Source organism: Bradyrhizobium sp. LeoB3 (assembly GCF_055456055.1).
Window position 1 is genome coordinate 12601 of sequence record NZ_JBVBEF010000046.1, and the last position, 24781, is coordinate 37381.

13 protein-coding genes are annotated in these 24781 nt (G+C 63.4%); 4 read left to right on the forward strand and 9 right to left on the reverse strand.

The genetic code is table 11. The annotated features are described in order from the left end of the window. Positions 1-36: 36 nt before the first annotated feature. From ACZXDY_RS26005 to ACZXDY_RS26020, 4 genes are all read right to left on the reverse strand, one after another. Positions 37-2418 (reverse strand): glycoside hydrolase family 65 protein, encoded by a 2382-nt coding sequence (locus tag ACZXDY_RS26005; RefSeq protein ID WP_456641523.1) that lies wholly within the window; start codon positions 2416-2418, stop codon positions 37-39. A 35-nt stretch (positions 2419-2453) separates the two neighbouring features. Beyond that, the gene (locus tag ACZXDY_RS26010) at positions 2454-3209 is read right to left on the reverse strand and encodes an HAD family hydrolase (RefSeq protein WP_051396742.1); all 756 of its coding nucleotides are present in this window, start codon (positions 3207-3209) and stop codon (positions 2454-2456) included. A gap of 104 nt (positions 3210-3313) precedes the next feature. Further along, entirely contained in the window at positions 3314-5743 is a 2430-nt protein-coding gene (locus ACZXDY_RS26015; RefSeq protein WP_464347502.1) for a phosphoketolase family protein, read from the reverse strand. Positions 5744-6107: 364 nt separating this feature from the next. After that, on the reverse strand, positions 6108-9842 hold the full coding sequence (locus ACZXDY_RS26020; RefSeq protein ID WP_464347477.1) for a YhdP family protein: 3735 nt from the start codon (positions 9840-9842) through the stop codon (positions 6108-6110). A gap of 227 nt (positions 9843-10069) precedes the next feature. Between ACZXDY_RS26020 and ACZXDY_RS26025 the strand changes: the two genes are divergently transcribed. From ACZXDY_RS26025 to ACZXDY_RS26035, 3 genes are all read left to right on the forward strand, one after another. After that, positions 10070-10774: a peroxiredoxin gene (locus tag ACZXDY_RS26025; RefSeq protein WP_464347478.1), complete on the forward strand. Its 705-nt coding sequence runs from the start codon at positions 10070-10072 to the stop codon at positions 10772-10774. Between the two features lie 99 nt (positions 10775-10873). Beyond that, on the forward strand, positions 10874-12235 hold the full coding sequence (locus ACZXDY_RS26030) for a M23 family metallopeptidase (protein ID WP_464347479.1): 1362 nt from the start codon (positions 10874-10876) through the stop codon (positions 12233-12235). A gap of 204 nt (positions 12236-12439) precedes the next feature. Next, complete coding sequence (locus ACZXDY_RS26035; protein WP_464347480.1) at positions 12440-14617, forward strand: carbamoyltransferase C-terminal domain-containing protein; 2178 nt, start codon at positions 12440-12442, stop codon at positions 14615-14617. On the opposite strand, the gene prfB is transcribed toward ACZXDY_RS26035, so the two are convergent. The 4 genes from prfB to ACZXDY_RS26055 form a co-directional block, all read right to left on the reverse strand. Next, a protein-coding gene (gene prfB, locus ACZXDY_RS26040) for a peptide chain release factor 2 (protein WP_130227885.1) occupies positions 14614-15745 on the reverse strand; the annotation gives its coding sequence in 2 pieces (ribosomal slippage) (positions 14614-15675 and positions 15677-15745; 1131 coding nt in all). The two genes, ACZXDY_RS26035 and prfB, sit on opposite strands and share 4 nt — an antisense overlap. A 108-nt stretch (positions 15746-15853) precedes the next feature. Continuing rightward, positions 15854-18340 (reverse strand): penicillin-binding protein 1A, encoded by a 2487-nt coding sequence (locus tag ACZXDY_RS26045; protein ID WP_028164188.1) that lies wholly within the window; start codon positions 18338-18340, stop codon positions 15854-15856. Between the two features lie 229 nt (positions 18341-18569). After that, positions 18570-19775: an N-acetylmuramoyl-L-alanine amidase gene (locus tag ACZXDY_RS26050; protein WP_464347481.1), complete on the reverse strand. Its 1206-nt coding sequence runs from the start codon at positions 19773-19775 to the stop codon at positions 18570-18572. Positions 19776-20530: 755 nt separating this feature from the next. After that, positions 20531-21241 (reverse strand): hypothetical protein, encoded by a 711-nt coding sequence (locus ACZXDY_RS26055; protein ID WP_464347482.1) that lies wholly within the window; start codon positions 21239-21241, stop codon positions 20531-20533. Positions 21242-21274: 33 nt separating this feature from the next. Here ACZXDY_RS26055 and ACZXDY_RS26060 point away from each other — a divergent pair, with 33 nt between their 5' ends. After that, positions 21275-23785, forward strand: coding sequence for an Rne/Rng family ribonuclease (locus tag ACZXDY_RS26060; protein ID WP_464347483.1), 2511 nt, complete (start codon positions 21275-21277; stop codon positions 23783-23785). Positions 23786-23947: 162 nt separating this feature from the next. Here ACZXDY_RS26060 and ACZXDY_RS26065 read toward each other — a convergent pair whose 3' ends face one another. Further along, a complete protein-coding gene (locus tag ACZXDY_RS26065; protein WP_028164185.1) occupies positions 23948-24715 on the reverse strand; it encodes a DeoR/GlpR family DNA-binding transcription regulator in 768 nt (255 codons plus the stop codon). Positions 24716-24781: the final 66 nt, after the last annotated feature.

Consider the following 24781-nt stretch of genomic DNA (forward strand, 5'->3'; position numbering starts at 1 on the left):
CGGTTGCTGTGGCCTATCTCCGTCATCCAGGCTCGCTCACCTTCTCGAAACCGGCCGAACGGCCACCGGATGCTCCCGTGTCAGCTCCACCTCTTGCTTCTCGTGGCGGATCACGAGGCGTTCACCTTCACGCAACGCGTACTCCACCGTCTCCAGGCCAATTTCGACCTCCAGCAACTGGTCACGGTAGGTTATGGGGAATCGAAGGATTGCGTTTTCCTCGGGCGCACGGCGTGGCCAGAACGATAACGTTCCATCATCGTCCCGCATCCCGCCAAAACCGTAGGTGAGCATCATCCACGTGCCGCCCATAGAGGCGATATGGCAACCATCCTTCACGTTGCCTCCCACATCGGCCAGGTCCATCAGCAGGGCCGCCATGCCGTACCGGATTGCTTTGTCCATGTCGCCGACTTGGGCGGCAATGATTGCCTCGACGCAGGAGGACAGTGACGAGTCGCCTGTCGTCAATGGATCGTAGAAATCGAAGTTGCGCTTCTTGACTTCTGACGAGAAGGCGTCGCCCAACAGGAACATCGCCAACACCACATCTGCCTGCTTGATCACCTGCTTTCGGTAGATGTTCAGCGGGTGATAAAACAGCAGCAGCGGATAGTGCTCGCGCGGTGTGTTGCGGAAATCCCACGGCTCCCTGTCGAGAAAGTTGTCATCCTGAAGAATAACCTTCAGCGTTTCGTCCGACGGCACATACATGTTCTCCGCCGCTCGCATCCATGCGCTCACCTCGGAGAGATCGAGCGCGGTTTTTCGCGCAAGCTCGTCGTATGCGTCTGGTTCTGCTGCACGTAGAACTTCGACAACCTCGGCGGCGTAACGAAGGTTTTCGCGAGCCATCAAGTTCGTATAGGCGTTGTTGTTTACGACCGCGTTGTATTCATCAGGCCCAGTGACACCGTTGATGCAAAACTGTCCCCCCTTTGCGTCCGAATAGAAGCCAAGGTCCAGCCACAGTCGGGCTGTTTCAACGAGCATTTCGGCTCCATACTTTCGCAAGAACGCGTCGTCACCCGTCGCCTGCACGTACTTGCGCACTGCGTACATAATGTCGGCGTTGATGTGATATTGCGCGGTGCCCGCGGCGTAGTATGCGGATGCTTCCTCTCCGCTGATCGTGCGCCAGGGGTACATCGCCCCTCGATGGCCCAATTCTCTCGCGCGTGCCCGCGCCTGAGGGAGCATTTTGTAACGAAACGCCAGAAGGTTCCTTGCGATCCGCGGGGACGTATAGATCAGAAACGGCAACACGTAGATTTCCGCATCCCAGAAGTAGTGTCCTTCATAAGCCTGTCCGGTAAGTCCTTTCGCCGGCACGCCCGCTCCCTCCGCGCGAGCGGAGGCTTGCAGAATATGAAATAGATTGAAGCGGATCGCTTGCTGGATCTCTACGGTGCTGCGCTTTGCTCGGTGTTCACTGATGTCCTTGATATGAACATCGCTTCGGCGCCAAAAATCGTCCATGTACTGCCCTTGAGAGGCCAGCAGCGGCTGGAATCCCTGGGTCACGACCCGATCCAATGTCCATTCAGCGCGGCCGCAGAGCTCTTCGGCCGATGCCGTCTGGGAGGTGTGATAGACCATGTACTTGGTGAGCTGGATCGGACAGCCGGGCTTGGCATCGACCGTGTAAGCAACCTGGCCGAAGTCAGGGGTGCAGGCGGCCTTATGCGAGTGCGAGCAGGAACTCTCCATCGTGTGGTCCGTCGCACATGCCAACATACAGCGGCTCTTTTCCGTCGCATGGCACAACACGATGCGCTGATCTTTGGAGTAGTTGGTTTGTGGATGAAGTACTCGCCCGGAAAACGCCCTTGCCAGGCGCGGATCATCGCGATTGCCGCCGTCGCTTGGTTTATTGGTAGCCATCTCCGAGGAAATTGCGACAAATGCCTGAGCATCGACGAGTGTCACACGATACGAGATAGCGACCACATGCCTGTTCGCGAAGGAGACCAGACGCCGGGACGTGATCGACACCTGCTTGCCGGAGGGTGTCTCCCAGAGCACGGTCCGATCGAGTGTGCCGGCCTTCATGTTGAGACGCCGGTCGTAAGCCAGGAGCTGTGCATCGGGTAACCAGAACGGTTCGTCGTCCACGAAGAGCTTGATGATCTTGCTGTCCGTCACATTGCAGATCGTCTGGCCAGTTTTGGCGAAGCCAAAAGCGTCTTCTCCGTAGACGATAGGCCAGGTTTCATAAAACCCGTTGATGAATGTGCCGTTCTCGACGTTCGGGCCGCCTTCCTCCGGGCCGCCGCGCAGGCCAACATATCCATTGCCGAGAGCCAGCATCGTTTCGAGCTGGGCCAGAAAATCCGGTCGAAAGGACCTTTCGATAACGTTCCACTCATCGGCCGGATAATCGCGCGATGGGGGCCGGAGCCGTTCATGGTGTAGCATCGGGCTGTTTCTCCCAAGGCAGCATTTGGCATTGATCAATCGGTTAGTTCGGCCAAGTCGCCGACTACCAGATGAGCACCATGATGCTTCAGCTCATCCGCATTTCCCTTGCGAGCGACACCGATCACCAGCCCAAAGTTTCCATTGGATCCGGCTTGGACTCCCGAAATGGCATCCTCGATCACGATCGTCCGTATCGGTTCAACGCCGAGGAGCCTTGCCGCGAGCAGGAATGTGTCCGGAGCCGGCTTTCCGGAGAGACGTTGCTCCAGGATCACGTTGCCGTCGACCCGCACCTCGAAGAACTCGTCCAGCCCAGCCGCCCTCAGGACAGACGCGCAGTTTTGACTCGAGGTGACTACAGCAATCTTGAAGCCATTGCGGCGGAGCTGATGGATGAATTGCAGACTTCCGGCGTAAGGCTCTACGCCAACCTCCACGATCGCGCGGTCCACCAGGTCGTCCTTGCGGTTTCCGAGCCCGTACACTGTCTCGACTTGTGCAGGGTCCCCTGGGTCTCCCTCGGGAAGTTCGATGCCGCGCGATCTCAGGAAATCACGCACGCCATCGTAACGGGGCTTGCCATCCACGTGCAGCCGGTAGTCGGCGTCGATGTCGAACGGACGAAATGCTGTCCCCGTCTGCCTCGCACGCTCCAGCAGATACTCATCGAACATCTGCTTCCAACAGGTCGCGTGGAGATTGGCCGTATCCGTCAATACACCATCGAGGTCAAAAAGGACGGCGTCGTACTGGTCGCGGTTGATGCGTTTGCTCTCGGGTTGCGGCATGGATCACCCTCCTCTTGACCCAAGGACCTACCCGCCGGAACCGCCCGGCGGGTCTTGTGAGACGACATCGCGAACACCTTCACGTTCGTCTCCCGCCGACCGGGTTAGACGTTATCGGCCTCTGTGGAACGAACCGCGGTGGACGCTGCCTCTTTCCCCCATCTCCAGCCCGTGATCTCGGGCATATCGTCCCCATACCGGGCAATGTACGCCTTGTGATCGATGAGCTTGTCGCGAATGGCCTGCTTGGCATAAGCCGCCCGCGATCCGAGCTTTGGCACACGGTCAATGACGTCAGCCACGAGGTGGAAGCGATCGAGATCGTTGAGCACGCACATGTCGAACGGAGTCGTGGTGGTACCCTCCTCCCTGTAGCCGCGCACATGGAGATTGTCATGGCCGGTGCGCCGGTAGGTCAATCGGTGAATTAGCCAGGGATAACCATGGAAGGCAAAGATGATCGGCTTGTCCGTGGTGAACAACGCATCGAAATCCTGATCCGAGAGACCGTGCGGGTGTTCGCTCGGTGGCTGCAGTTTCATCAGATTGACAATGTTGATGACGCGCACCTTGAGATCGGGCGCATGCCGTCTAAGCAGGTCGACGGCGGCAAGCGTCTCCAGTGTCGGCACGTCACCACAACAAGCCATCACGACATCGGGCTCGCCACCCTTGTCGTTGCTGGCCCACTGCCAGATGCCTAATCCAGCTTCGCAGTGCTTGACCGCCTCGTTCATTGTCAGCCATTGAGGAGCAGGCTGCTTGCCCGCGACGACGACGTTGACGTAGTTCCGGCTGCGCAGGCAATGGTCAGTGACAGAGAGCAGACAATTCGCGTCGGGTGGCAGATACACCCGGATGACTTCAGCTTTCTTGTTCACGACATGATCGATGAACCCGGGGTCTTGATGGCTGAAACCGTTGTGGTCCTGGCGCCAGACATGGCTGGACAAAAGATAGTTCAGGGAACCGATAGGGCGTCGCCAGGGGATGTGGCTGCAGACCTTCAACCACTTGGCGTGCTGGTTGAACATGGAATCGATGATGTGGATGAACGCCTCATAGCACGAGAAGAAGCCGTGCCGACCGGTCAGTAGATAGCCCTCGAGCCACCCCTGACACTGGTGCTCGCTGAGCATTTCCATTACGCGCCCATCCGGCGCCAGATGGTCGTCCCACGGATAGGTTTCCGCGACCCAGGCACGGTTGGTGACCTCCAGCACGTCTTGCCATCGGTTGGAGTTGTTCTCATCCGGACTGAAAAGCCGGAAATTCCGATGCTCCATATTGAGCTTCATCACGTCGCGCAGAAACCGCCCCATGATCCGTGTTGACTCTGCGATAGCGGCGCCGGGCTCGCGCACCTCGACTGCATATTCGCGGAAATCCGGCAGTCGCAGTTCACGCAGCAGTAATCCGCCATTAGTGTGCGGATTGGCGCTCATGCGACGCGTTCCTCGAGGAGCAAGGTCGGCCAACTCGGGGCGAAGCCGGCCGCTGTCATCAAAAAGCTCCGCGGGTCGGTAGCTCTTCATCCACTCTTCAAGCAGGCGGACATGGGCGTTGTTCTCGTGCATCGCGCCCATCGGCACTTGATGGGAGCGCCAGTAGCCCTCGGTCCGCTTGCCATCGATTTCCTTCGGACAAGTCCAACCCTTGGGGGTGCGCAGCACGATCATCGGCCAACGTGGCCGCTCCCTAAAGCCGCTGCGTCGCGCATCCGCCTTTATCCGCTGAATTTCGTCGGTGATCTTGTCCAGCGTGGAGGCCATCAGTTCGTGCATTTTTTCCGGCTCATCCCCCTCGACGAAATATGGCGTGTAGCCGTAGCCGCGAAACAACTGATCCAGCTCTTCATGGCTGATGCGGGCGAGAATGCAGGGATTGGCAATCTTGTAGCCGTTCAAATGGAGGATCGGCAAAACCACCCCGTCGGTCGCCGGATTCAAGAACTTGTTGGAATGCCAGCTCGTTGCCAGCGGTCCCGTCTCCGCTTCGCCGTCGCCGACAACGCAGGCAACAATCAGATCTGGATTGTCGAAGGCAGCCCCATAGGCATGCGACAGCGCGTACCCGAGTTCGCCGCCTTCGTGAATTGAACCCGGGGTCTCCGGCGCCACATGACTAGGAATACCGCCAGGGAACGAGAACTGGGTGAACAGCCGCTTCATGCCCTGCTCGTCGGGCGAGATGTTCGGGTAGACCTCGCTGTAGGTTCCCTCGAGATAGGCATGCGCGACCAGACTGGGGCCGCCGTGCCCGGGGCCCGTGATGTAGATCATGTCGAGGTCGTGTTTCTTGATGATGCGATTCAAGTGAACGTAGATGAAGTTCAAACCGGGTGAGGTCCCCCAGTGACCGAGAAGCCGCGGCTTGATGTGTTCCTTCGTGAGCGGCTGCTTAAGCAGCGGGTTGTCGTAGAGATAGATCTGACCGATCGAAAGATAGTTGGACGCTCGCCAATACGCATCCATCATTGCCCGCTCTTTATCAGACAACGTGTTTGCCATCGTTTCCTCCTGACTCCGTCTTATCGAGTGAGCCGATTATCAATCGGCGCGGCAGTCTCGGTGCTGTAGCGCAGCATTGTCGCCCGGCGTTCGCCGCCGCGCTCAAATCCGCAGGGGCGATAGAGAGCCTTCTCGCTGGAAACTAGGTTCTCGTCCCGCCAAGGCGCAGGTCCGGCGCCGGATCCTGAGGGGCTGCCCAAGAGAGAGAACCGCCGCGGCATGGCCTTCATTGATCCAGATCAACGCATGTCCGCTTAGAGACATCTGGTCGGTGCAGGCATATCCGCCGCACGTCCCGGTTGGGCGTGTGGATTCCGGACATTCTGGCTCAAGCGACGAAACGCGCGGCTTGAGCTCGGCGGGCCAGGAACGGGAGGCCGCAAGCCGCTCAGTTGTTCGGCGGGAATTCTATCTGGTTGTTCTGCTTGCCGGTGTTGAATTCCATGATCTTCCGCGTCACGCCGGGAAAGATCGCCGAGATGGGATTGACCCGCAACACCGGTTGCGCCGGTGTGCCCACGACCTCGTAGGTCACGCCGATCAAGCCCTCATTGCTCCCGCCGCCGAGGACCAGGCCGATCACCGGCAACTGGCCGAACATGTTGTTCAGCCCGTACATCGGCACGAAGGTGCCGCTCATGCGCACCTGGTTGGCGTTGTTGTCGATGCTGCCTTCGATGGTCGCGCCGATCGCCGGCCCCTTCACGACGCCATCGCGGATCGTGAGCAGTCCGCTCTGCCGCGTGAACTCGGCGCGCAAGGCGCTGAACGCGACACCGCTCGTCGTGCCGGGCGCACCGCCGGCTGCAATCCGGTCGAGCTCGGGTTGACCTTTGACGGAGAAGTCACGGATGTTGATCAGTCCTTCCTTGGGGCTCGGCTCCGCCGCCGGCGGCTCCATCGCGAGCGTGAGCTGGCCACCCACGATCTTCGAATAGAAATCGGTGAAGCGGAAGAACGCGCCGGCGTCATTGGTCTGCAGGTAGACCACCTCGCGCCCCTGCTGGCGGCCGCGCAGATCGGCGGTCACGGGCGTATCGCGCCCGATCTTGCCTGTCAGCGCAAAACTCTTGAAGGCGCCGTTGCGCTTGGACACCTTCGCATCGACGCTGCGCAACGCTTCGCCATTGAAGCCGGCAACCGCGCCGAGCTTGAGGTCGATGTCGTAATCGATATTCTTGGTCTTGTTCTTCGGGTCATCGCGGCCCGAAATCGCCGTGCGCAGGAAGCCGCGGCCATCGAACACGTCGCCGCGCATGGAGACCTTCAAGACGCCGTCGGGCCCGCGGTCGGCGCGCAGCGTGGTCTTGTCACCTTCCGAGGGCGAATAGGTCGGGAAGTTGACGTTCATGAGATCGCCGTTCTGGTCGACCTCCACCGATCCCTTGATCGACGCGCCCGCGCCATCGACGACGATGTCCTCAAAGCGCGTCGATTGCGGCTTCTGCACCACGTTGAAGGTGACCTTACCCGACTTGCCGGGACTCTTCACCCAACCCGGCAGGATGTTGTCGAGCCGGAGCTGGGTCAGATCCGCCTCGACGCCGAGCTTGGTGTCGTGATCGCTGCTGCTCGCAATTTTGCCCACGACCTTCACCGGGATTGCGCCGCTCACCGCGGATCCGAGGTCGAGCCCGAGTCGCGCGCGGCCGGCATCGTCAAGCGTTGACTGCAGCTTGATATCGGCATCGCCCTCGCTCGGCTTGCGGTAATCCAGCGAAGCCGGCTGGCCGTTGATCTTGACGTCGCCCTTGACCTGATAGCCCGCATTGTTGGCAACGACCTTCAGCGCGTTGGCCTCGAGCTTCTGGTTCATCACCAGCCTGTCGATCGCGACGCTGCCGAGATCGGCGGTGACGGCGTAAGTGGTGTCCTCCTTGGTCAGCACGCCCTTGACCGGCAGGCCGAGATTGATCGTGGCCGAGACCGTTCCCTTGCTCGCATTGGGATCGACAAATGTCGTCCCCGAGACATCGCTGAGGCGATCGGAGGCGAGGATTTCAGCGCAAGCCGGCACCGAACAATCGACGCGGAACCGGATCTTCGCCGGCGAGGGTTTCGGCACCATGTCCGGGACTTCGAAAGAGAAGTCGGACAGCGTGATCTTGCGCCCACCCGGCGTGTCGACGATGCCCTGGGCGATATTGACGGTGGCGGTGCGGCCCGTCACCCGCGCCCGCAAATCCGCGTCATGAACCACGGGCATCTCGTCCACCGGACGCACCGCTACACCGCTCGCGACGATGTTGACGGCAAGCCCGTCATCCGGGATCGGAGGCCCCTTGCGCGACAGGTTGCGCACCGGCGAGTTGACGCCGATCTCGATGCGCTGGAGCGTGCCGCGCTCGATCCGCTCGATTACCCATTCGCGCAGTTCCGGCACGACTAGCGCGGGCCAGACTCGCTTCAGCGCGGAGGCCGACATCGGCGTGCCCGCAAAACCGAGCTGCAGCCGCGGTTCGCCGGAATAGTCGATGCTGCCGGTGCCGGCGATGCCGATCTCGCCATTGCTGATATCGGCCTGCGTCAGCAGCACACGCTTCTTGTCGGTGTCGAAACGGAAGCCAACGGCGATGCGGTTGAAGATCAGCGGCGGCTCGTTGTCGATGCCCGCGAGCAGGATGGTGCCGCCGCTCAGGCCAAGCTGCCAGTCGTTGATGTCGTCATTCGGCGGCTCGAGATGAGCGAGCAGCGTGACGCGGTTGGCGCCGGAGACGATCTTGAACGGCGCCAGCAGCACGCGGCGTCCAGCGTCCCATTCGACATTCACTTCGGCCGAATCGATCGCCATCGGATAGTCCGGTGTATCGGTGTCGATCAGGTTGCCGGGGCCGGCGGTGATCTTGCCGCGGAAATAGGTCGGCAGGCCGTCGCGCCCGAGTTCACCCTTCAGGTCGCCGGACAGCGGCAGCTCGGCATCGTAGGTGAGATCCTTCACCCTGAGCGCCAGCAGGATATTGGCGGACGGCAGCTTGTCGGCGCGCAGGTCGACCGCCCGCACGCCATCCCTGAGCGGTCCGACCGCGACGCGCAGCGACCATGGACGGGCGCCCTCTTCGCCGACGCTCAGCGCCACGCCGCCGCCGCTCGGCCGCCGCAGGCTCAGGCTGATATTTTCGAAGGTCCATTTGCCGCCACGCTGCTGATCGTCGACAACAAGGTTGCCGTTCTTCAGGCCGATCTCGTTGAGGTTCTGGCCGTCGAGACCGGTCAGGCTGAGGCTGTCGAGCCAGTCGAGGCCGGCGAGCAAACCGCTCTGCGCGCTCTCAGACGGCGCCGGGACGCTGACGGACGGCGACGAAGGTGGCGATAACGGCGGCGGTGGGGGCACCGGACGCGGGAATGTCGGAGGCAGGCCCGCCTCATGCTTGGAAGCGACACCGGTCGCGAGCGGCTTGGCGGTATCGCCGGCGGAAACGGTCACATAGCCGTCCGGCGTGATCCGGATCGCGAGTTCGGCATCAACGAGGTTGAGGCTTTCAGCGCGGAGCTGGCCCATCAGCAGCGCGGTGCCGGACAGTTTGACCTCGGCTTTCGGCGCGCTCGCGACGATCGCATGGTCGCGGTCGCGTACGATGATGTCGCGGATGCGCACCGCGATTCGAATTGGACCGGCGCGCTCGATCTGGGTGCCGCCGACCTCAACCGTGTTGCCGTGGCCGATATTGTCCTCGATCGCAGCCGCGAGCCACGGTGTCGCCATATCGAGATTGATCGGCCCTGCCCCCAGCCGCCACCAGAGCGCGCCGAAGCAGCTCATGAAAATCGCCGCCAGCACGCCCAGCACCAGGGCGATGCGCTTGACCCAGCGCCCGCCGTGAGTCGATCGCCGCCTGGGGCCGAAGAAGTCACCGATCCGGTGCAGGCCGGAATCTGAGCGCGACAACAGCCGCCGCGCGCGATGGCCGGCAGCCTCGTCATGCTCCTCCCAGCCGACATCGTCGCCCCAGCCGCGATACTGGGCGTCGGCACGCGGATTCGGGCTGTGACCTTGGAGCGATCCTTGGGAGCTCGATCCTTGGGACGACGTATTCTTTGCCATTGCCTCTCGGTGCAGGCGCTGAGGTTGATCGCCGCCCAAGGCACGCCCATCGATCTGTATCGAGCGCTCCTGTGCCGGCATCGCTGCCAATCCTCGCTTAATACTGTTAGTCGCCCTCAGCCCCAAGTGAACATTTGAGCGAACATTCAAAGCAGGTTAGGCGAGCGGACGGATGACGCATCGAAATCCTTGTGACCATACTTCCGCGCCATCACACTTGCCCAGCAGTCGGCAGAAATCCGATCGCCGCCGACAAGCGCCGCACTGATACAATGGTTGAGCTCCGGAAAGCGACGAAAGGAAGGCGTATGTCCAAGAAAACGCGCAAGAAATCCTCCAAGACCACAGCCAAATCGTCTCCGGCCAAATCGTCTCGGGCCACGGCAGTCCGCAGTAAGGCCGTCGCATCGGTCAAGCCGCCCGCGGCAAAGGCCCGCAAGGCGGTCGCAAAGAAATCCAGCAAAGCGGCCAAAACCGCATCCACCAAACCGTCCCACAAGGTTGCATCGAAATCGTTAAAATCCGCTGCGTCGGCTGCGACCAAATCGACCACTCTGCTTGAGGGTGCCAAGGCGCCCGACTTCCGCCTGCCCCGCGACGGAGGAAGTGAGGTCTCACTCACCGACTTCGCGGGCAAGAAGCTGGTGCTGTTCTTCTACCCGCGCGCGGATACGCCCGGCTGCACCAAGGAGGCGATCGATTTCACCCGACTGAAGGATGCGTTTGCCGAGAGCGGCACCGAGATCCTCGGCGTCTCCGGGGACACCGTGAAGGCGCAGGAATCGTTCAGGAACAAGCATCAGCTCGCCATTCCCCTGGGCTCGGATGAGCAGCACGAGATGCTGGAGGCCTATGGGGCCTGGGGCGAGAAATCCATGTATGGCAGGACCTTCCTTGGGATTCTTCGCACCACGGTTCTGCTCGGCGCCGACGGCCGGATCGCCAGGATCTGGCGCAATGTGCGGGTCGACGGCCATGCCGACGAGGTCCTGGCCGCCGCGAGGTCGCTCTGATCCAACAGGCTCCGTTTCCAGAAAATTAACCATGACCGGCTCAAATCGCTCCCGAACTGAGGCCGTACGGAACTTGATCCGACCGGCGCGGGAGTGCCGATGTCCTATCGTTCCGGTCACCATTTCGACCATCACCAGCAGCACCATCATCCACGAGAGCACGGGCGGACCTCGCCTCGCCGCCCTGCACCCCATGCCGCGGCGTCAGCAGCCGCGCAGCCCGCGAACGACTACACCCTCGTCCATGCCGGCAAGCAGGTCCGCATTGGCCCGGTCCTGTTCTGGGCTGCGGTCGGCTCGGTAGTCCTGCTCGGCATATGGTCGGCCGCAACCGCGACCTATTTTGCGTTTCGCGACGACGTCCTGACCCGGCTGCTCGCCCGCCAGGCCGAGATGCAATTTTCCTATGAGGACCGGATCGCGGAATTGCGCGCCAAGGTCGACCGCACCACCAGCCGGCAGCTCCTGGACCAGGAGCAGTTTGATCAGAAGCTCGAGCAGATCATGCGCCGGCAGACGGCGCTCGAAGCCCGCGCCACCGCGCTGGGCTCGATGCCGGATGTCGCAACAACCGGCTCGATCCGGCCGCCCGCCCGCAATGCCGCGCCGGAATCGACGGCGACGCCAAAGCCCTCGCCGATCAGCGACACCGTGATCTTCGTGGCGCCACCGGATCGTGAGGCGCGGTTGGAATCCCGCGCCCCGATCAAGGCGGCGCCGCCGGTAAACCAGTTCGCCAAGCTCCAGGGTTTTGACAATGTCCTGGTCCGCCTCCAGACCTCGCTCGACCAGGTCGAGCGACGCCAGATGGCAGCGCTAAGCTCGGCCGAGGAGACGATGGAATCGCGCGTGCGCCGGATGCGCGGCGTGATCACCGACCTCGGTCTCAACATGTCACAACTCGAAGCCGCCACCCCGCGCTCGGCGATCGGCGGTCCCTTCGTGCCCGTCAAGCTTCCTGCCGACGCCGGTCCGTTCGAGCGACAACTCAACCGCATCAACATCACCCGCGCGCAGATGCAGCGCTTGAACGCCACGCTGACGCTGGTGCCCTACCGCAAGCCCGTGATTGGTGAAGTCGAGTTCACCTCGGGCTTCGGCGTCCGCACCGATCCATTCCTCGGCCGTCCGGCGATGCATACCGGCCTCGATTTCCGCGCCGCGATGGGCGATCCCGTCCGCGCCACCGCCAATGGCAAGGTGGTGTCATCGGGCTGGGCCGGTGGTTACGGCCGCATGGTCGAGGTCGATCACGGCAACGGCCTTTCCACCCGCTACGGCCACCTGTCCGAGATCAACGTCAAGGTCGGCGAAACCGTCAAGATCGGCCAGGTGATCGGCGCCGTCGGCTCGACCGGCCGTTCGACCGGCCCGCATCTCCACTACGAGACACGCATCGACGGTGACGCAGTCGACCCGCAAAAATTCCTGCGCGCCGGCGTGCGCCTGAGTGCGGGCTAGGCAGCCGCTCGCTCCGACCCGCTCGCCATTGCGAAAGCGGCAGAACGGGAAATGTAATCTCTGGCGATACTCCATCGTCATGCCCGGGCTGGCGGGGACTCCAGCGGCGGCATCTCGGTTCAAGCCGCCTCAACGAAACAGCATTGTTGTGCGCTGGCAAGTGTGATTGATGCATCGGCAATCGCACTGACAGAGGCGCTGGACTTGGAACCGAACACGCGAATTGGTCCGCGACATCGCAGGCTCGCCGCCGCAGGCTTTCGCGCCGCGCGGTGGCTGGCGGCGAAGACGATGGGAGCGGCTGGCTTCCATCAGCTCGGCTCCAACTTTGCGAACGCGCGGATCACAGCCGTGCGCGACAAGCTCGCACGCGGTGAGACCGTTTATCTTGCGGGCTTAGGTGCTCCCGGCACGCACAATTCAGGCATCGCACTCGTCGAAGTGACGCAGCGGGACGGTCCGCGCCTGATCGTCAATAACGAAGAAGAACGGTTTTCCGGCAACAAGCACACTACGGAGTATCCGCAAGAATCGATCGACGCGGTTGTCGCGACGTTACGCGGCACGGGTCACGACGTCGGCGCGATCGACGCCTGGCTGACAAGCTGGGACTATCCGACGCTCGCCGGCACGCTGGCGCGTTCGGTGCTGGAAGAATTGCCGCAAAGCCTGAAACTGCTCCGCACCACGCAGGCCGCCGGTTTCGACAGCCGCCGCCTCGAGCAGATGACGCGGACGCCGAAGATCATCGCGCGCCAGCTCAAGCTTGCCGAGCGCGTGCCTTTGATTTGCCTGCCACACCATGACAACCATGCCTGGTTCTCCTTTGCAGCTTCTCCCTTCAGGGACGACAGCGAGTCAGTCGCCATCGCCGTACTCGACGGCACCGGCGATCTCGGCTCGGTCTCGCTTTATGTCGTCGAGAAAGGCGCGATGCGCCGGCTCTACTGCAACGAGAGCATGTTCGATTCACTCGGCGCGTTCTACAGCGTGATCTCCTCGACCCAGGGCGGCTGGACCTGGCTGTCCAGCGAGGGGCGCTACATGGGCGCAGCCGCCTGGGGCGACATGAGCCGATCGGGCAATCCCTATTATCGGCGACTCCGCAAGGTGCTGCATCTCGGCGCCGACGGCGAAGTCTGGCTCAATCGCGCGATGGCGAACTGGTACTGCGACCCGTTCGATAATCCCTACAAGGCCGCGTTGACCGAGATTCTTGGCGAACCGCTCAAGCCGGATCAACTCTGGAATCCCGACGCGATGCTGCGCGTCGAGGATATCAAGCACCGTCCCGACACGCAGGATCGCCTCGACAAGGCCGCCGCGGCGCAGCTCGTGTTCGAGGACGCAATGATTCATGTCGTGGATCACCTGTTGCGGGTGACCGGTGCCCGTCGGCTGGTGCTGACCGGTGGCGTCGCGCTCAATGCCGTCGGCAACATGCGGCTGATCGAGCATTTCGATGAGAGCTGGTTTGCCAATGCGCAGGGCCGGCGCGCGCAATTGCACCTGTGGGTGCCGCCGGTGCCCGGCGATCCCGGCGTCACCATCGGCGCCGCCTGGCTGTTCGCCCATCTCGCCGGTGCTCCGCGCGGCGCGCCAATGACGCATGCGTTCTACTGCGGCACACCGCCGGCTTCTGACGACATCATCGCTGCGCTGAAGGCGGACGACATCGCCTCAGAGCGGATCGGCGACATTTCGACTCCCGAGGGACGCGACGCCGTTGCCGACCTGATGGCATCAATGGTGGCACAGAACGGCGTGATCGCGATCTATCAGGGCGCGGCCGAGACCGGGCCACGCGCGCTCGGCCATCGTTCGATCCTCGCCAATCCCTGCGATCCCGGCACGCGCGAGCGCCTGAACCAACGCGTGAAATATCGCGAGGCGATCCGACCCCTGGCGCCGATGGCCACGCTGGAGGCGGCGCAGTATTATTTCGAGCTGCTACCGGGCGCTTCCGACGACGACTACAACGCCTATAACTACATGGTGCTGACCGCCCGCTCGAAGCCGCACGCGCGCGACAAGATCCCGGCAGTCATCCACGCCGACGGCACCGGCCGCATCCAGATCGTGCGCGAGCAGGACGATCCCCTCACCTACGCCTATCTCAAGGCGCTCGGCCGCCGCATCGGTGTCGAGCTGTCGGTCAACACGTCGTTCAATGTCGCAGGCCCGATCGCGCAGACGCCAAGCCAGGCCATCGAGACGCTGCGCCGCTCCAAGGGGCTCGACGCCGTGATCATGGTCGCAGGCGACGGGACCGTGTACGCCGTGTGGCACGGCGGCGAGCGCGACAGCGGCCGGTTCACACGATGGTTCTCGGAATGGAAGAGCGCGCAGCCGGTTGCCCGACCAAGCCGCGCGCCCCATTAATCGACGTCCTCGATCGCGCCAGCGGTCGTGCCGAATGCCTTTTGCGCCAACGTAGCCGCCATGAACTCATCAAGGTCGCCGTCGAGCACGCCTGCGGTATCTGAGGTCTGCACGCCTGTGCGCAGGTCCTTCACCATCTGGTAGGGCTGCAGCACATAGGAGCGGATCTGGTGGCCCCAGCCAATATCGGTCTTGGCGGCCTGATCCGCGGCCGCCTGCTCCTCGCGCTTCTTCAATTCGATCTCGTAGAGGCGGGCGCGCAGCATGTCCCACGCTTGCGCGCGGTTCTTGTGCTGGGAGCGGCCGGCCTGGCAGACCACGGCGATGCCGGTCGGAATATGCGTCAAGCGCACCGCGGATTCGGTCTTGTTGACGTGCTGACCGCCGGCGCCGCCGGAGCGCATGGTGTCGGTGCGCACATCCGATTCCTTGATGTCGATCTTGATGCTGTCGTCGACCACCGGAAAGATCGTCACGCTCGAGAACGAGGTGTGGCGACGCGCGTTGGAATCGAACGGCGAGATCCGCACCAGGCGATGCACGCCGGCTTCGGTCTTCAGCCAGCCATACGCGTTGTGGCCGCTGATCTGGATGGTGGCGGACTTGATGCCCGCCTCTTCGCCCTGGGATTCCTCGAGATACTCGACCTTGAAGCCATGGTTCTCCGCCCAGCGCGTGTACATCCGCAGCAGCATCTGCGCCCAGTCCTGGCTCTCGGTGCCGCCGGCGCCGGCATGGACTTCGAGATAGGAGTCGAACTTGTCGGCCTCGCCTGACAGCAGCGCCTCCAGCTCGCGCCGGGCGACTTCCTTCTTGAGGTCCTTGAGCGCCTTCTCGGCTTCCGCGACGACGCCCTCATCGTTCTCGGCCTCGCCGAGCTCGATCATGCCGACATTGTCCTCGAGCTCACGCTCGACCTTGCTGATGCCGGACAGCGCATCCTCCAGCGAGGTGCGCTCCTGCATCAGCTTCTGGGCTTTCTGGGGATCGTTCCAGAGATCGGGATCTTCGGCGAGCTTGTTCAGCTCGGCCAGCCGTGCCGTCGATTTCTCGACGTCAAAGATGCCTCCTCAGCAGCCCGACTGACTGCTTGATCTCTTCAACTAGGCGTTCGACTTCCGCGCGCATGGTCTTTCTGGTCTGAATTATGAATGTCTTGTGAGGGATGTAGCGGCCGAAGCGCGGAAGCGCAATCGGCCGCGGGCCTGTTTCCCGATGATTTGGAGCCTCAAGGCGCTAATACAATCCGCCGGGACGCATGATCGCGCCCGCGTCGGGCGCAACGGCCGGCGGCAGCCGGCCCTCAGCATCGGCCACGCCGATGGCGGAGTAGCTATCCGGCGGCGCCGTGCCCGGCTTGAAGGCTTCCAGGATGGTGCGTCCACCCTCGCCCGGGCCAGCGCGCATGCCGCTCTTGGAATCGACGCGCACGAGCTTGATGCCGGCCGGGATCTTGAACGGCGTCGCCGGCTTCTCCGCCAGCGCAAGTTTGAGGAAATCGCGTGCGACCGGCGCGGCCAACGCGCCACCGGTGGCTTTACGACCGAGATTGCGCGGCTTGTCGTAGCCCAGATAGACGCCAACCACGAGATCCGGCGAGAAGCCGATGAACCAGACGTCCTTCTCATCGTTGGTGGTGCCGGTCTTGCCGGCGATCGGCTTGCCGACCTCCTTCACCGCCGTGGCGGTTCCGTACTGGACCACGCCTTCCATCATCGAGGTGATCTGATAGGCCGTCATCGGATCGAGCACCTGCTCGCGGCGATCCACGAGCTGCGGTTCGGGCTGGTTCTTCCAGCCTCCAGGTACGTCACAGCCGCGGCATTCGCGCTGGTCGTGCCGGTAGATGGTGTGCCCGTAACGGTCCTGGATGCGATCGATCAGCGTCGGCTTCACGCGGCGGCCGCCATTGGCGAACATCGAATAGGCGGTGACCATCCGCATCACCGTGGTCTCGCCAGCGCCGAGCGCGTAGGAGAGATAGTTCGGCAATTCGTCATAGACACCGAAACGCTTGGCGTATTCGCCGATCAGAGGCATGCCGATGTCCTGCGCCAGCCGCACCGTGACGGTGTTCAGCGAGCGCGCCAGCGCATTGCGCAGCGTGGTCGGACCGTAATACTTGCCGGTCGAATAGTTCTCCGGACGCCAGACGCCGGCGCCCTGCCCCTGGTCGATTTCGATCGGCGCATCGACCACCACTGTGGACGGCGTGTAGCCATTATCCAGCGCCGTCGAATACACGATCGGCTTGAACGACGATCCCGGCTGCCGATAGGCCTGGGTGGCGCGGTTAAACTGGCTCTGGTCGAACGAGAAGCCGCCGACCATGGCCAGCACGCGGCCGGTCCATGGATCCATTGCGACCATGGCACCGGAGATTTCCGGCAATTGCCGCAGCCGGTACTGGCCTTCGACCGCCGTGCCCTCCTTGGTCACCAGGGGATCGGCATAGATGACGTCACCGGGCGCGAGCACCTGCGACACCGCCGTTGGTGACCGCCCGCGCGCCGCGCCGGACGTGGGCCTTGCCCAACGCATGCCATCGAGTGTGATAAGGCCGGTCTGCCGCTGCTTGCTGACGGCGCCGCCGAGTTCGCGGCCGGGCTGGAATCCGATGCGCGCCGACTGGTCACTGGTTTCGAGCACGACCGCCATTCGCCATGGCGAGATGTCCGAGAGCGATTTGACGTCGGCGAGTTTCACGCCCCAGTCGCCGGAAACATCGAGCTTGGTGATCGGGCCCCTCCAGCCCTGCCCTTCGTCGTAGTTGACGAGGCCGGCGGCCATGGTCTTGCGCGCCATCACCTGGATCTTCGGATCGAGCGTGGTGCGCACCGACAGGCCGCCCTCGTAAAGCTTCTTCTCGCCGTAGCGCTCGAAGATGTCGCGGCGGACTTCCTCGGCAAAATATTCGCCGGCGAAGGTATGTGAGCCGTTGCTGCGGTTGGTGACGACCAGTTGCTCCTTGCGCGCCTTGTCGGCGTCGGCTTGCTTGATCCAGCCATTTTCGAGCAGGCGGTCAATCACGTAGTTGCGGCGCTCGATCGCGCGGTCGCGGTTGCGCACCGGATGCAGCGCCGCCGGCGCCTTCGGCAGCGAGGCGAGATAGGCGGCTTCGGCGACGGTCAGTTCATTCACCGACTTGTCGAAATAAACCAGCGAAGCGGCGGCGATGCCATAGGCACCAAGGCCGAGATAGATTTCGTTCAGATAGAGCTCGAGGATACGATCCTTGGAGTAAGCGCGCTCGATGCGCATCGCGAGCAGCGCTTCCTTGATCTTGCGCGCGAACGAGACCTCGTTGGTGAGCAGGAAGTTCTTGGCGACCTGCTGGGTGATCGTCGACGCACCCTGCGGCCGGCGGCCCGAGCCATAGTTCTGCGCGTACAGGATCGCCGCGCGCGCCATGCCGGAAAAGTCGATGCCGCCGTGCTCGTAGAAATTCTTGTCTTCGGCCGCGAGGAACGCGTTGATGACCAGCTTGGGCACCGCCTGGATCGGCAGATAGAGCCGCCGTTCCTTCGAATATTCGCCGAGCAGCGAGCCGTCGGACGCATGCACGCGCGTCATCACCGGCGGCTCATAGTCCTGAAGCTGCGAATAATCCGGCAGGTCCTTGGAGAAATGCCAGATCGCGCCCGCGACGCCGGCCACGCCAACCAGGAACACGACGGTCCCCGCGGCGAACAAGAAACCCATGAACCGCACGAGCAAGCGCATTATCGAAGTTCCGTTCCAACCCTATTGCGCCGGACCAGCCGGCGACACTTCCTCGTTGCGAATGCTCCCGGCCCTAACAGCCTGCCGGTGCTTGAGGCGAACAATACAGCGCTCCGCGGACAAAATCGGCCGATTCCACGAGGCCCCCGACAACGTCCTATACCGTTGCCGCTGTGGCCAAACTAGGGCCTCCCGGTTCCGAGCGGCGCCCTTTCTAGTCCAGGCACTGTCACTTGTCCGGTGTGGCCGTCGCGAGTCGCTTGGCAAAAAAGGCGTCAATGGCCTGCAGCATCGATCCCACCGCTTTGTTGCGCCAGTCCTCCGATACCAGGTGTTCGAGGTCGCCTTTGTTGGAGACATAGCCGAGTTCGACCAGGACCGAGGGCACGTCGGGCGCCTTCAGGACCCGAAAGCCCGCCGATTTCAGCGGGTGCTTGTGCATCCGCGCGGTCGTCTTCATCTCGGACACCAACAGCCGTGCAAAACGGTTGGAGAATGTCTTGGTCTCGCGGCGGGCGAGATCGATCAGGATATCGGCGACCTCGGTCGGCTCATCGGACAGGTTCACGCCGGCGATGGCGTCCGCCTTGTTCTCGGCTTCCGCCAGCCGCTCCGCTTCCGCGTCGGAGGCCTTGTCCGACAGCGTATAGATGGTCGCGCCCTGGGCGTCGCCTTCCCGGCGCGGCAGCGCGTCGGCATGGATCGAGACGAACAGCGCCGCCGACTGGCTGCGGGCGATTTTGACCCGGTCGTTCAGCGGGATGAACGTGTCATCGGTGCGGGTCATGACGACCCGGTATTTGCCCGACTTCTCGATCCGGTCGCGCAATGCGAGCCCGAAGCCGAGCACGAGGGTCTTTTCCAACTCGCCGTTCGACTGGGTGCCGTTGTCGATGCCGCCATGGCCGGGATCGATCACGATCAGGGGCCGCGAATCCACCGGCTCGCCTGGCTTTGCGTTGGGCGTTCCCTCGGCCGGCAACGCCGCCTTGGCTTCCGCTATGGTCTGCTTCAGCTCCGGCCGGTCGTCCGGCGCAAGCTGCTGGGTGAACGCGTTGCGGTCAACCTGCTCCAGTTCCAGGACCAGGCGCGGCGGCTGGCCGTTGGCCGCGTCCAGCACGTAGGAATTGGCGATCTTCGCCGGCCCCGTGAGGTCGAAGACGATTCGCGACCCGCCCGGCATCACCAGCCCGTAGCGGAATGCCTTCACCAGCCCGCGCCCGGAATTTCCGGTTCCGGCGGGGAGCTGGAACGTCACCTGGGGAATATCCACGACCACCCGGTAGGGATCGGCGAGTGTGAAGGCGCGGAATTGAATCTTCTTGTCGAGGTCGACAATGAACCGGGTCTGCTTGGCGTCTCCGGCAAGCCGGGCTTCAGAAACGACAGGAAAATCGCTGCCGGCAGAGGGACTTGGCGGCGTTGCTTCAGCCACCCTGGAAACAGCAATCGGGCCGCACGCCAACGCTGCGGCGCACAACAGTCTGCACCCCAGCGAAGTCCATCGATTTACGCGGTCCGCCACGATTCGGCGCCCTCCGAGCCGTCGTCATACCGCATTAGAACCACAGGGTTAACGAGACCCTAATACCGCACGGGCGAAATGGTTCGACTGTTGCCTCGCCGCGACGCTCCCTTGCGTGCAGCGACCAATCCACGTATGTACGGAGTGCTGACGGCTAATACTCCCAGTTGTGTCGCGTTCAGCCTCCCGGTGCAGCGGTGGAACCTTCGAGCCTGAAGGTGCCAGCGTTTTTTCCCGGTCCCTCCCCAGCCAGCGCTGCGCGCGGCTGACATGGAGTGGCGGTTTGAGCCCGAGCGGCGTTCAGCCCCAGACACATTCTGTGTGGCATGGGGCGAGACACGGCAGAACTGATTATTCGGCCCCAGAGCATGATCCGGAAAACTGGACACCAGTTTTCCGAAAGGTTCATGGTCAAAGAAGGGGCCCAATATGCGATTGGCCGGCGAGCGCTTTGGCGCCGCGCCGGGCCTTCAGCGAAAGATGCGGCGGTATTGTTTGCCGCCAGAATATGTTCAGACGGGCCAACCGCTTGATGCGCCAGACTGTGTTGCCGACCAACACCCCCGAGACGATCGCGACCACGCGAGGCGAAAGCTCCGCACGTCGGTTTGTTCCGGTGGGGCCGGGCTTCGCACGGCGCTCCGATTTGCGTTTTGGCCTTCCCCTCACCCCCGAATCAGGTGGACCGTCGCGTCACCGGGCGGCGCAATCTGCGCGCGCCATGCTACGCGCCCGCCGCCTTCAAGAGCTCCAGAATGCCCAACAAGATGTTGATCGATGCCACCCACCCGGAAGAGACCCGGGTCGTCGTGGTCCGCGGCAATCGCGTCGAAGAATTTGATTTCGAGACTGCCCAACGCAAGCAACTGCGCGGCAATATTTACCTCGCCAAGGTGACACGCGTAGAGCCGTCGCTGCAGGCGGCGTTCATCGAGTATGGCGGCAACCGCCATGGCTTCCTTGCCTTCAGCGAAATCCATCCAGACTATTACCAGATCCCGGTCGCCGACCGTCAGGCGCTGATCGAGGCGGAAGAACGCGCCCATCGCGAGGCCGAGGAGGAGAGCGAAAGCCGGCCTCACCGCCGCCGCTCCCGGCACCGCAATGCCCGCCGCCGCGGTCATGGCGAGCGCGTTCAGAGCGAGGTCGTCGAGGGCGCCGAGCCGCTCGATCCGCAGGCCGATGAGGATCACGCGCTTCATGCGGAAGCCGAGCAGCACGAGCTCGGCGCCGATGCGCATGAGCACCATGAGCACGAAGCACAAGAGCATGCTGACGAGCACGACCGTCATGACGAGCACGATCATGACGGGCACGAGCACGGCGAACACGAACATGCCCGTGACGACCGTCATGCTCATGACGACCATGATCATGCGCCTGCTCTGAGCGAAACCGCTGCAGCGGACGTGCAAGCCGACCCGGTTGTCGCCGCGGTCGAGGCATCGGCCGCCGCTGCCGCTCCGGATGTCGGGGCCGAGATCGAGGTTAATCACGAGCCCGAGCGCGCGCGAGAGGAGCAGGTCGAGGAAAACGCCGCCCACGCCGAGGATGCGCAACCGACCGCGGAACCCGGCGAGGAGCATCCAGCGTCCGATGAGCATGCCCCCGCGGAACTCGTCGCGGAGGCTGCGCCGCATGACGAGCATGGCGCCGAGCCGCTCGGCGACGAAGCGCATGACGATGAGGACGACGAGGAAGGCGAAGACGGCGAAGAAGAAGAGGAAGTCGTCGAATCCGTTGGCGGCGACGACGCGCTCGAGGAGGTGCCGGAGCGCCCCTTCCGCCCGCGACGCCAGTACAAGATCCAGGAAGTCATCAAGCGCCGGCAGGTGATGCTGGTGCAGGTCGTCAAGGAAGAACGCGGCAACAAGGGCGCGGCGCTAACGACGTATCTTTCGCTCGCCGGCCGTTATGCGGTGCTGATGCCTAACACCGCGCGCGGCGGAGGCATCAGCCGCAAGATCACCTCGGCCCAGGATCGCTCGCGGCTCAAGGAAGTGGTGCAGGATCTCGACGTGCCCGAGGGTATGGGCATCATCCTGCGCACGGCCGGGGCCTCGCGTTCGAAGCAGGAGATCAAGCGCGATTTCGAATATCTGATCCGCATGTGGGAAACCGTGCGCGACCTGACCCTGAAGTCGCAGGCCCCCACCCTCGTCTACGAGGAAGGCTCGCTGATCAAGCGCTCGCTGCGCGACCTCTACAACAAGGAGATCGACGAGATCATGGTGGCGGGCGAAGCCGGCTACCGCGAGGCGCGCGATTTCATGAAGATGCTGATGCCGGAGAATGTCCGCGCGGTGAAGCAGTACCGCGACGGCCAGCCTCTGTTCTCTCGGATGTGCGTCGAAAGCCAGCTCGACGCGATGTTCTCCCCGACTGTGCAGCTACGCTCTGGCGGCTACATTGTCATCAACCAGACCGAGGCGCTGGTCTCGATCGACGTCAACTCCGGCCGCGCCACGCGCGAGCATCACATCGAGGACACCGCGCTCAAGACCAATCTTGAGGCAGCGGAGGAAGTCGCGCGACAGCTCCGCCTGCGCGACCTCGCGGGCCTGATCGTCATCGACTTCATCGACATGGACGAGAAGCGCAACAACCGCGCGGTCGAGCGCAAGCTCTCCGATTGCTTGCGGCAGGACCGCGCACGCATCCAGGTCGGGCGCATCTCGCATTTCGGCCTGCTCGAGATGTCGCGCCAGCGCATCCGCGCCAGCGTGCTCGAGAGCTCGACCGAGCCCTGCCCGCATTGCGGCGGCTCCGGGCATGTCCGCTCGGTCTCGTCGGTGGCGCTGCAGCTCCTGCGCGGCATCGAGGAAATCCTGATGAAGGGCGCGACTCACAATCTCGTGGTGCGCACCCGCACGGACGTCGCGCTCTACGTCCTCAACCACAAGCGCGGCCATCTGCGCGATCTCGAAACCGCTTTCAAGGTCCAGATCTCGGTGGCGGCGGATGCGACCGTGAGCGGCCAGCAGTCCTACATCATCGACCGCGGCGAGCAGGTGCACACGCTGGAAGCCGCCAAGGCGCTGCTCGCGGCGCAGGCCGCGTCCGCGCCGCCTCAGCTCGAAGAGGCCTATGACGACGAGGAACCGTTCGACATCGAGGCGGAGATCGAGACCGAGGAAACGGAAGGCCTGAGCGACGAAACGAGCGCCGGCGAAGAGGCCGACGGTCCGCGCCGAAGGCGGCGCCGGCGGCGTCGCGGCCGCGGTGGCGGCGGCGAAGTCCGCGAGGGCGGTGTGCCGCGCGAGGATGGCGAGGCGTTGCCGCTTGCGCCCGAGACCGACGACGGCATTGCCGCCGAGGAAGTCGAGACCGACGAGGACGAGAGCGAAGAGCAGTCGGCTCGTGGTGAAGGCCAGAACGGCGAACGCCGTCCGCGCCGGCGTGGACGGCGCGGCGGACGCCGCCGCCGTGGCGGCCATGGTGCGGATGAGGGTCTTGCCGCCTCGATTGCCGACGAGCTCGGCCCGCGCGCGGAGCCGGAAGCCGCGGACGCCGTCGCCGATTTCGACGGCGGCTCGCCCGAGCCTGCACAGACATTGGTTCAGCCCGAACCGGTCGCCGAGCCCGAGTTCGAGCTGGAGCCGGCCAAGAGCCCGCCCCCTCAGCCGGAGCCGGTGAGCGTCGCCGCGCCCGAGGCCGAGGAGCCTGCGCAGGAGAATGATCGCGCGATGCGTCGCCGCTCGACCGTGCGCGAGAAAGTGAGCTTCGCCTCGCAGCCCGAGCCCGTGCCCGTCGTGGTGCAAAGCGAATCCGAGCCGATTCCGCCGGCAGAGCCCGCTCCCGCGCCGGCCGCCGAACCTGCGCCTGCGGCCATCGCGGAACCTGCGCCTGCAGCGGCGACCGAGGCTCCGGCGCCCCGCAAGGCCGGCTGGTGGTCGCGCCGCTTTGGTGGCGGGGGCTAGGGCGTTTTCGAGCGAAGCATGCCCTCGGACTTGATCCGAGGGTGGACACCGGTTCGCATAGCAATCAAGTTTACGCAGATTGCGTAGACTTATCTGCGCAGAAAACGCGTCAAAATTAGAATCTAGAGTTCGGTTCTGATTCCATCAGAACCGAAAAATGCTCTAGCGAACGCCAGCAACGATCAAGCGCGCTCCCGCATCGGCGAGGCGCTTGCGCTGCTCGTCGGATGCGCCGAGATCAGTCACCAGCGTCCAGCGCGGCGGCAGCGGCGCCCAGGCCATTTGTTCGGCGCGGCCGAGCTTGCTGGCGTCGGCGAGAACGATGACTTCTTTCGACTGCTGCATCATCAGCGACTTCAGTGCGACCTGCTCGAGATCCGCTTCGCACAGGCCACGGCCATCCACCACGCCGTCGGCGCTCATGACGGCGCGGTCCGCGGTCATGCGGCGCAGCGCCTCGTTGGCGAGCGGCCCCATGGTGCTCATGCTGGTGGTGCGCAGCGCGCCGCCCAGCACCACAAGCTCTATGGTCGGAGCCTTGGCGAGGAAGGGCAGCAGCGCGAGATTGTTGGTGATGATGCGCAGCCGCCGCTGCTGCAGCAGTCGGCCGAAGGCTGCGACCGTCGAGCCGGCATCGAGAATCAGCGTGTCGCCGTCCTCGATCAGATCGATCGCTGCGTGCGCGATCGCCTGCTTCTGTTTGCCCTGGACCGCAAGGCGCTGCTCGAGCGTCGTCTCGTTTGCGTGGGCGGTGAGAATGGCGCCGCCATAGGTGCGGCGCACGACATTGTTCTTGGAGAGATGCTGCAGGTCGCGCCGCACGGTGGAGGCGGAGACGTCGAAGCGCCGCGCGAGATCGTCGACATCGATCTCTCCTGCGTTCAGTGCTTCCAACAGACGAGCGTGACGCTCCTTGCTGCGCATCGACATCGAACCTCAGCCCACAGATTCATTGCGTCAGCCGAGCTCGACCGTATCGGCTCCGCGGCACGGCCG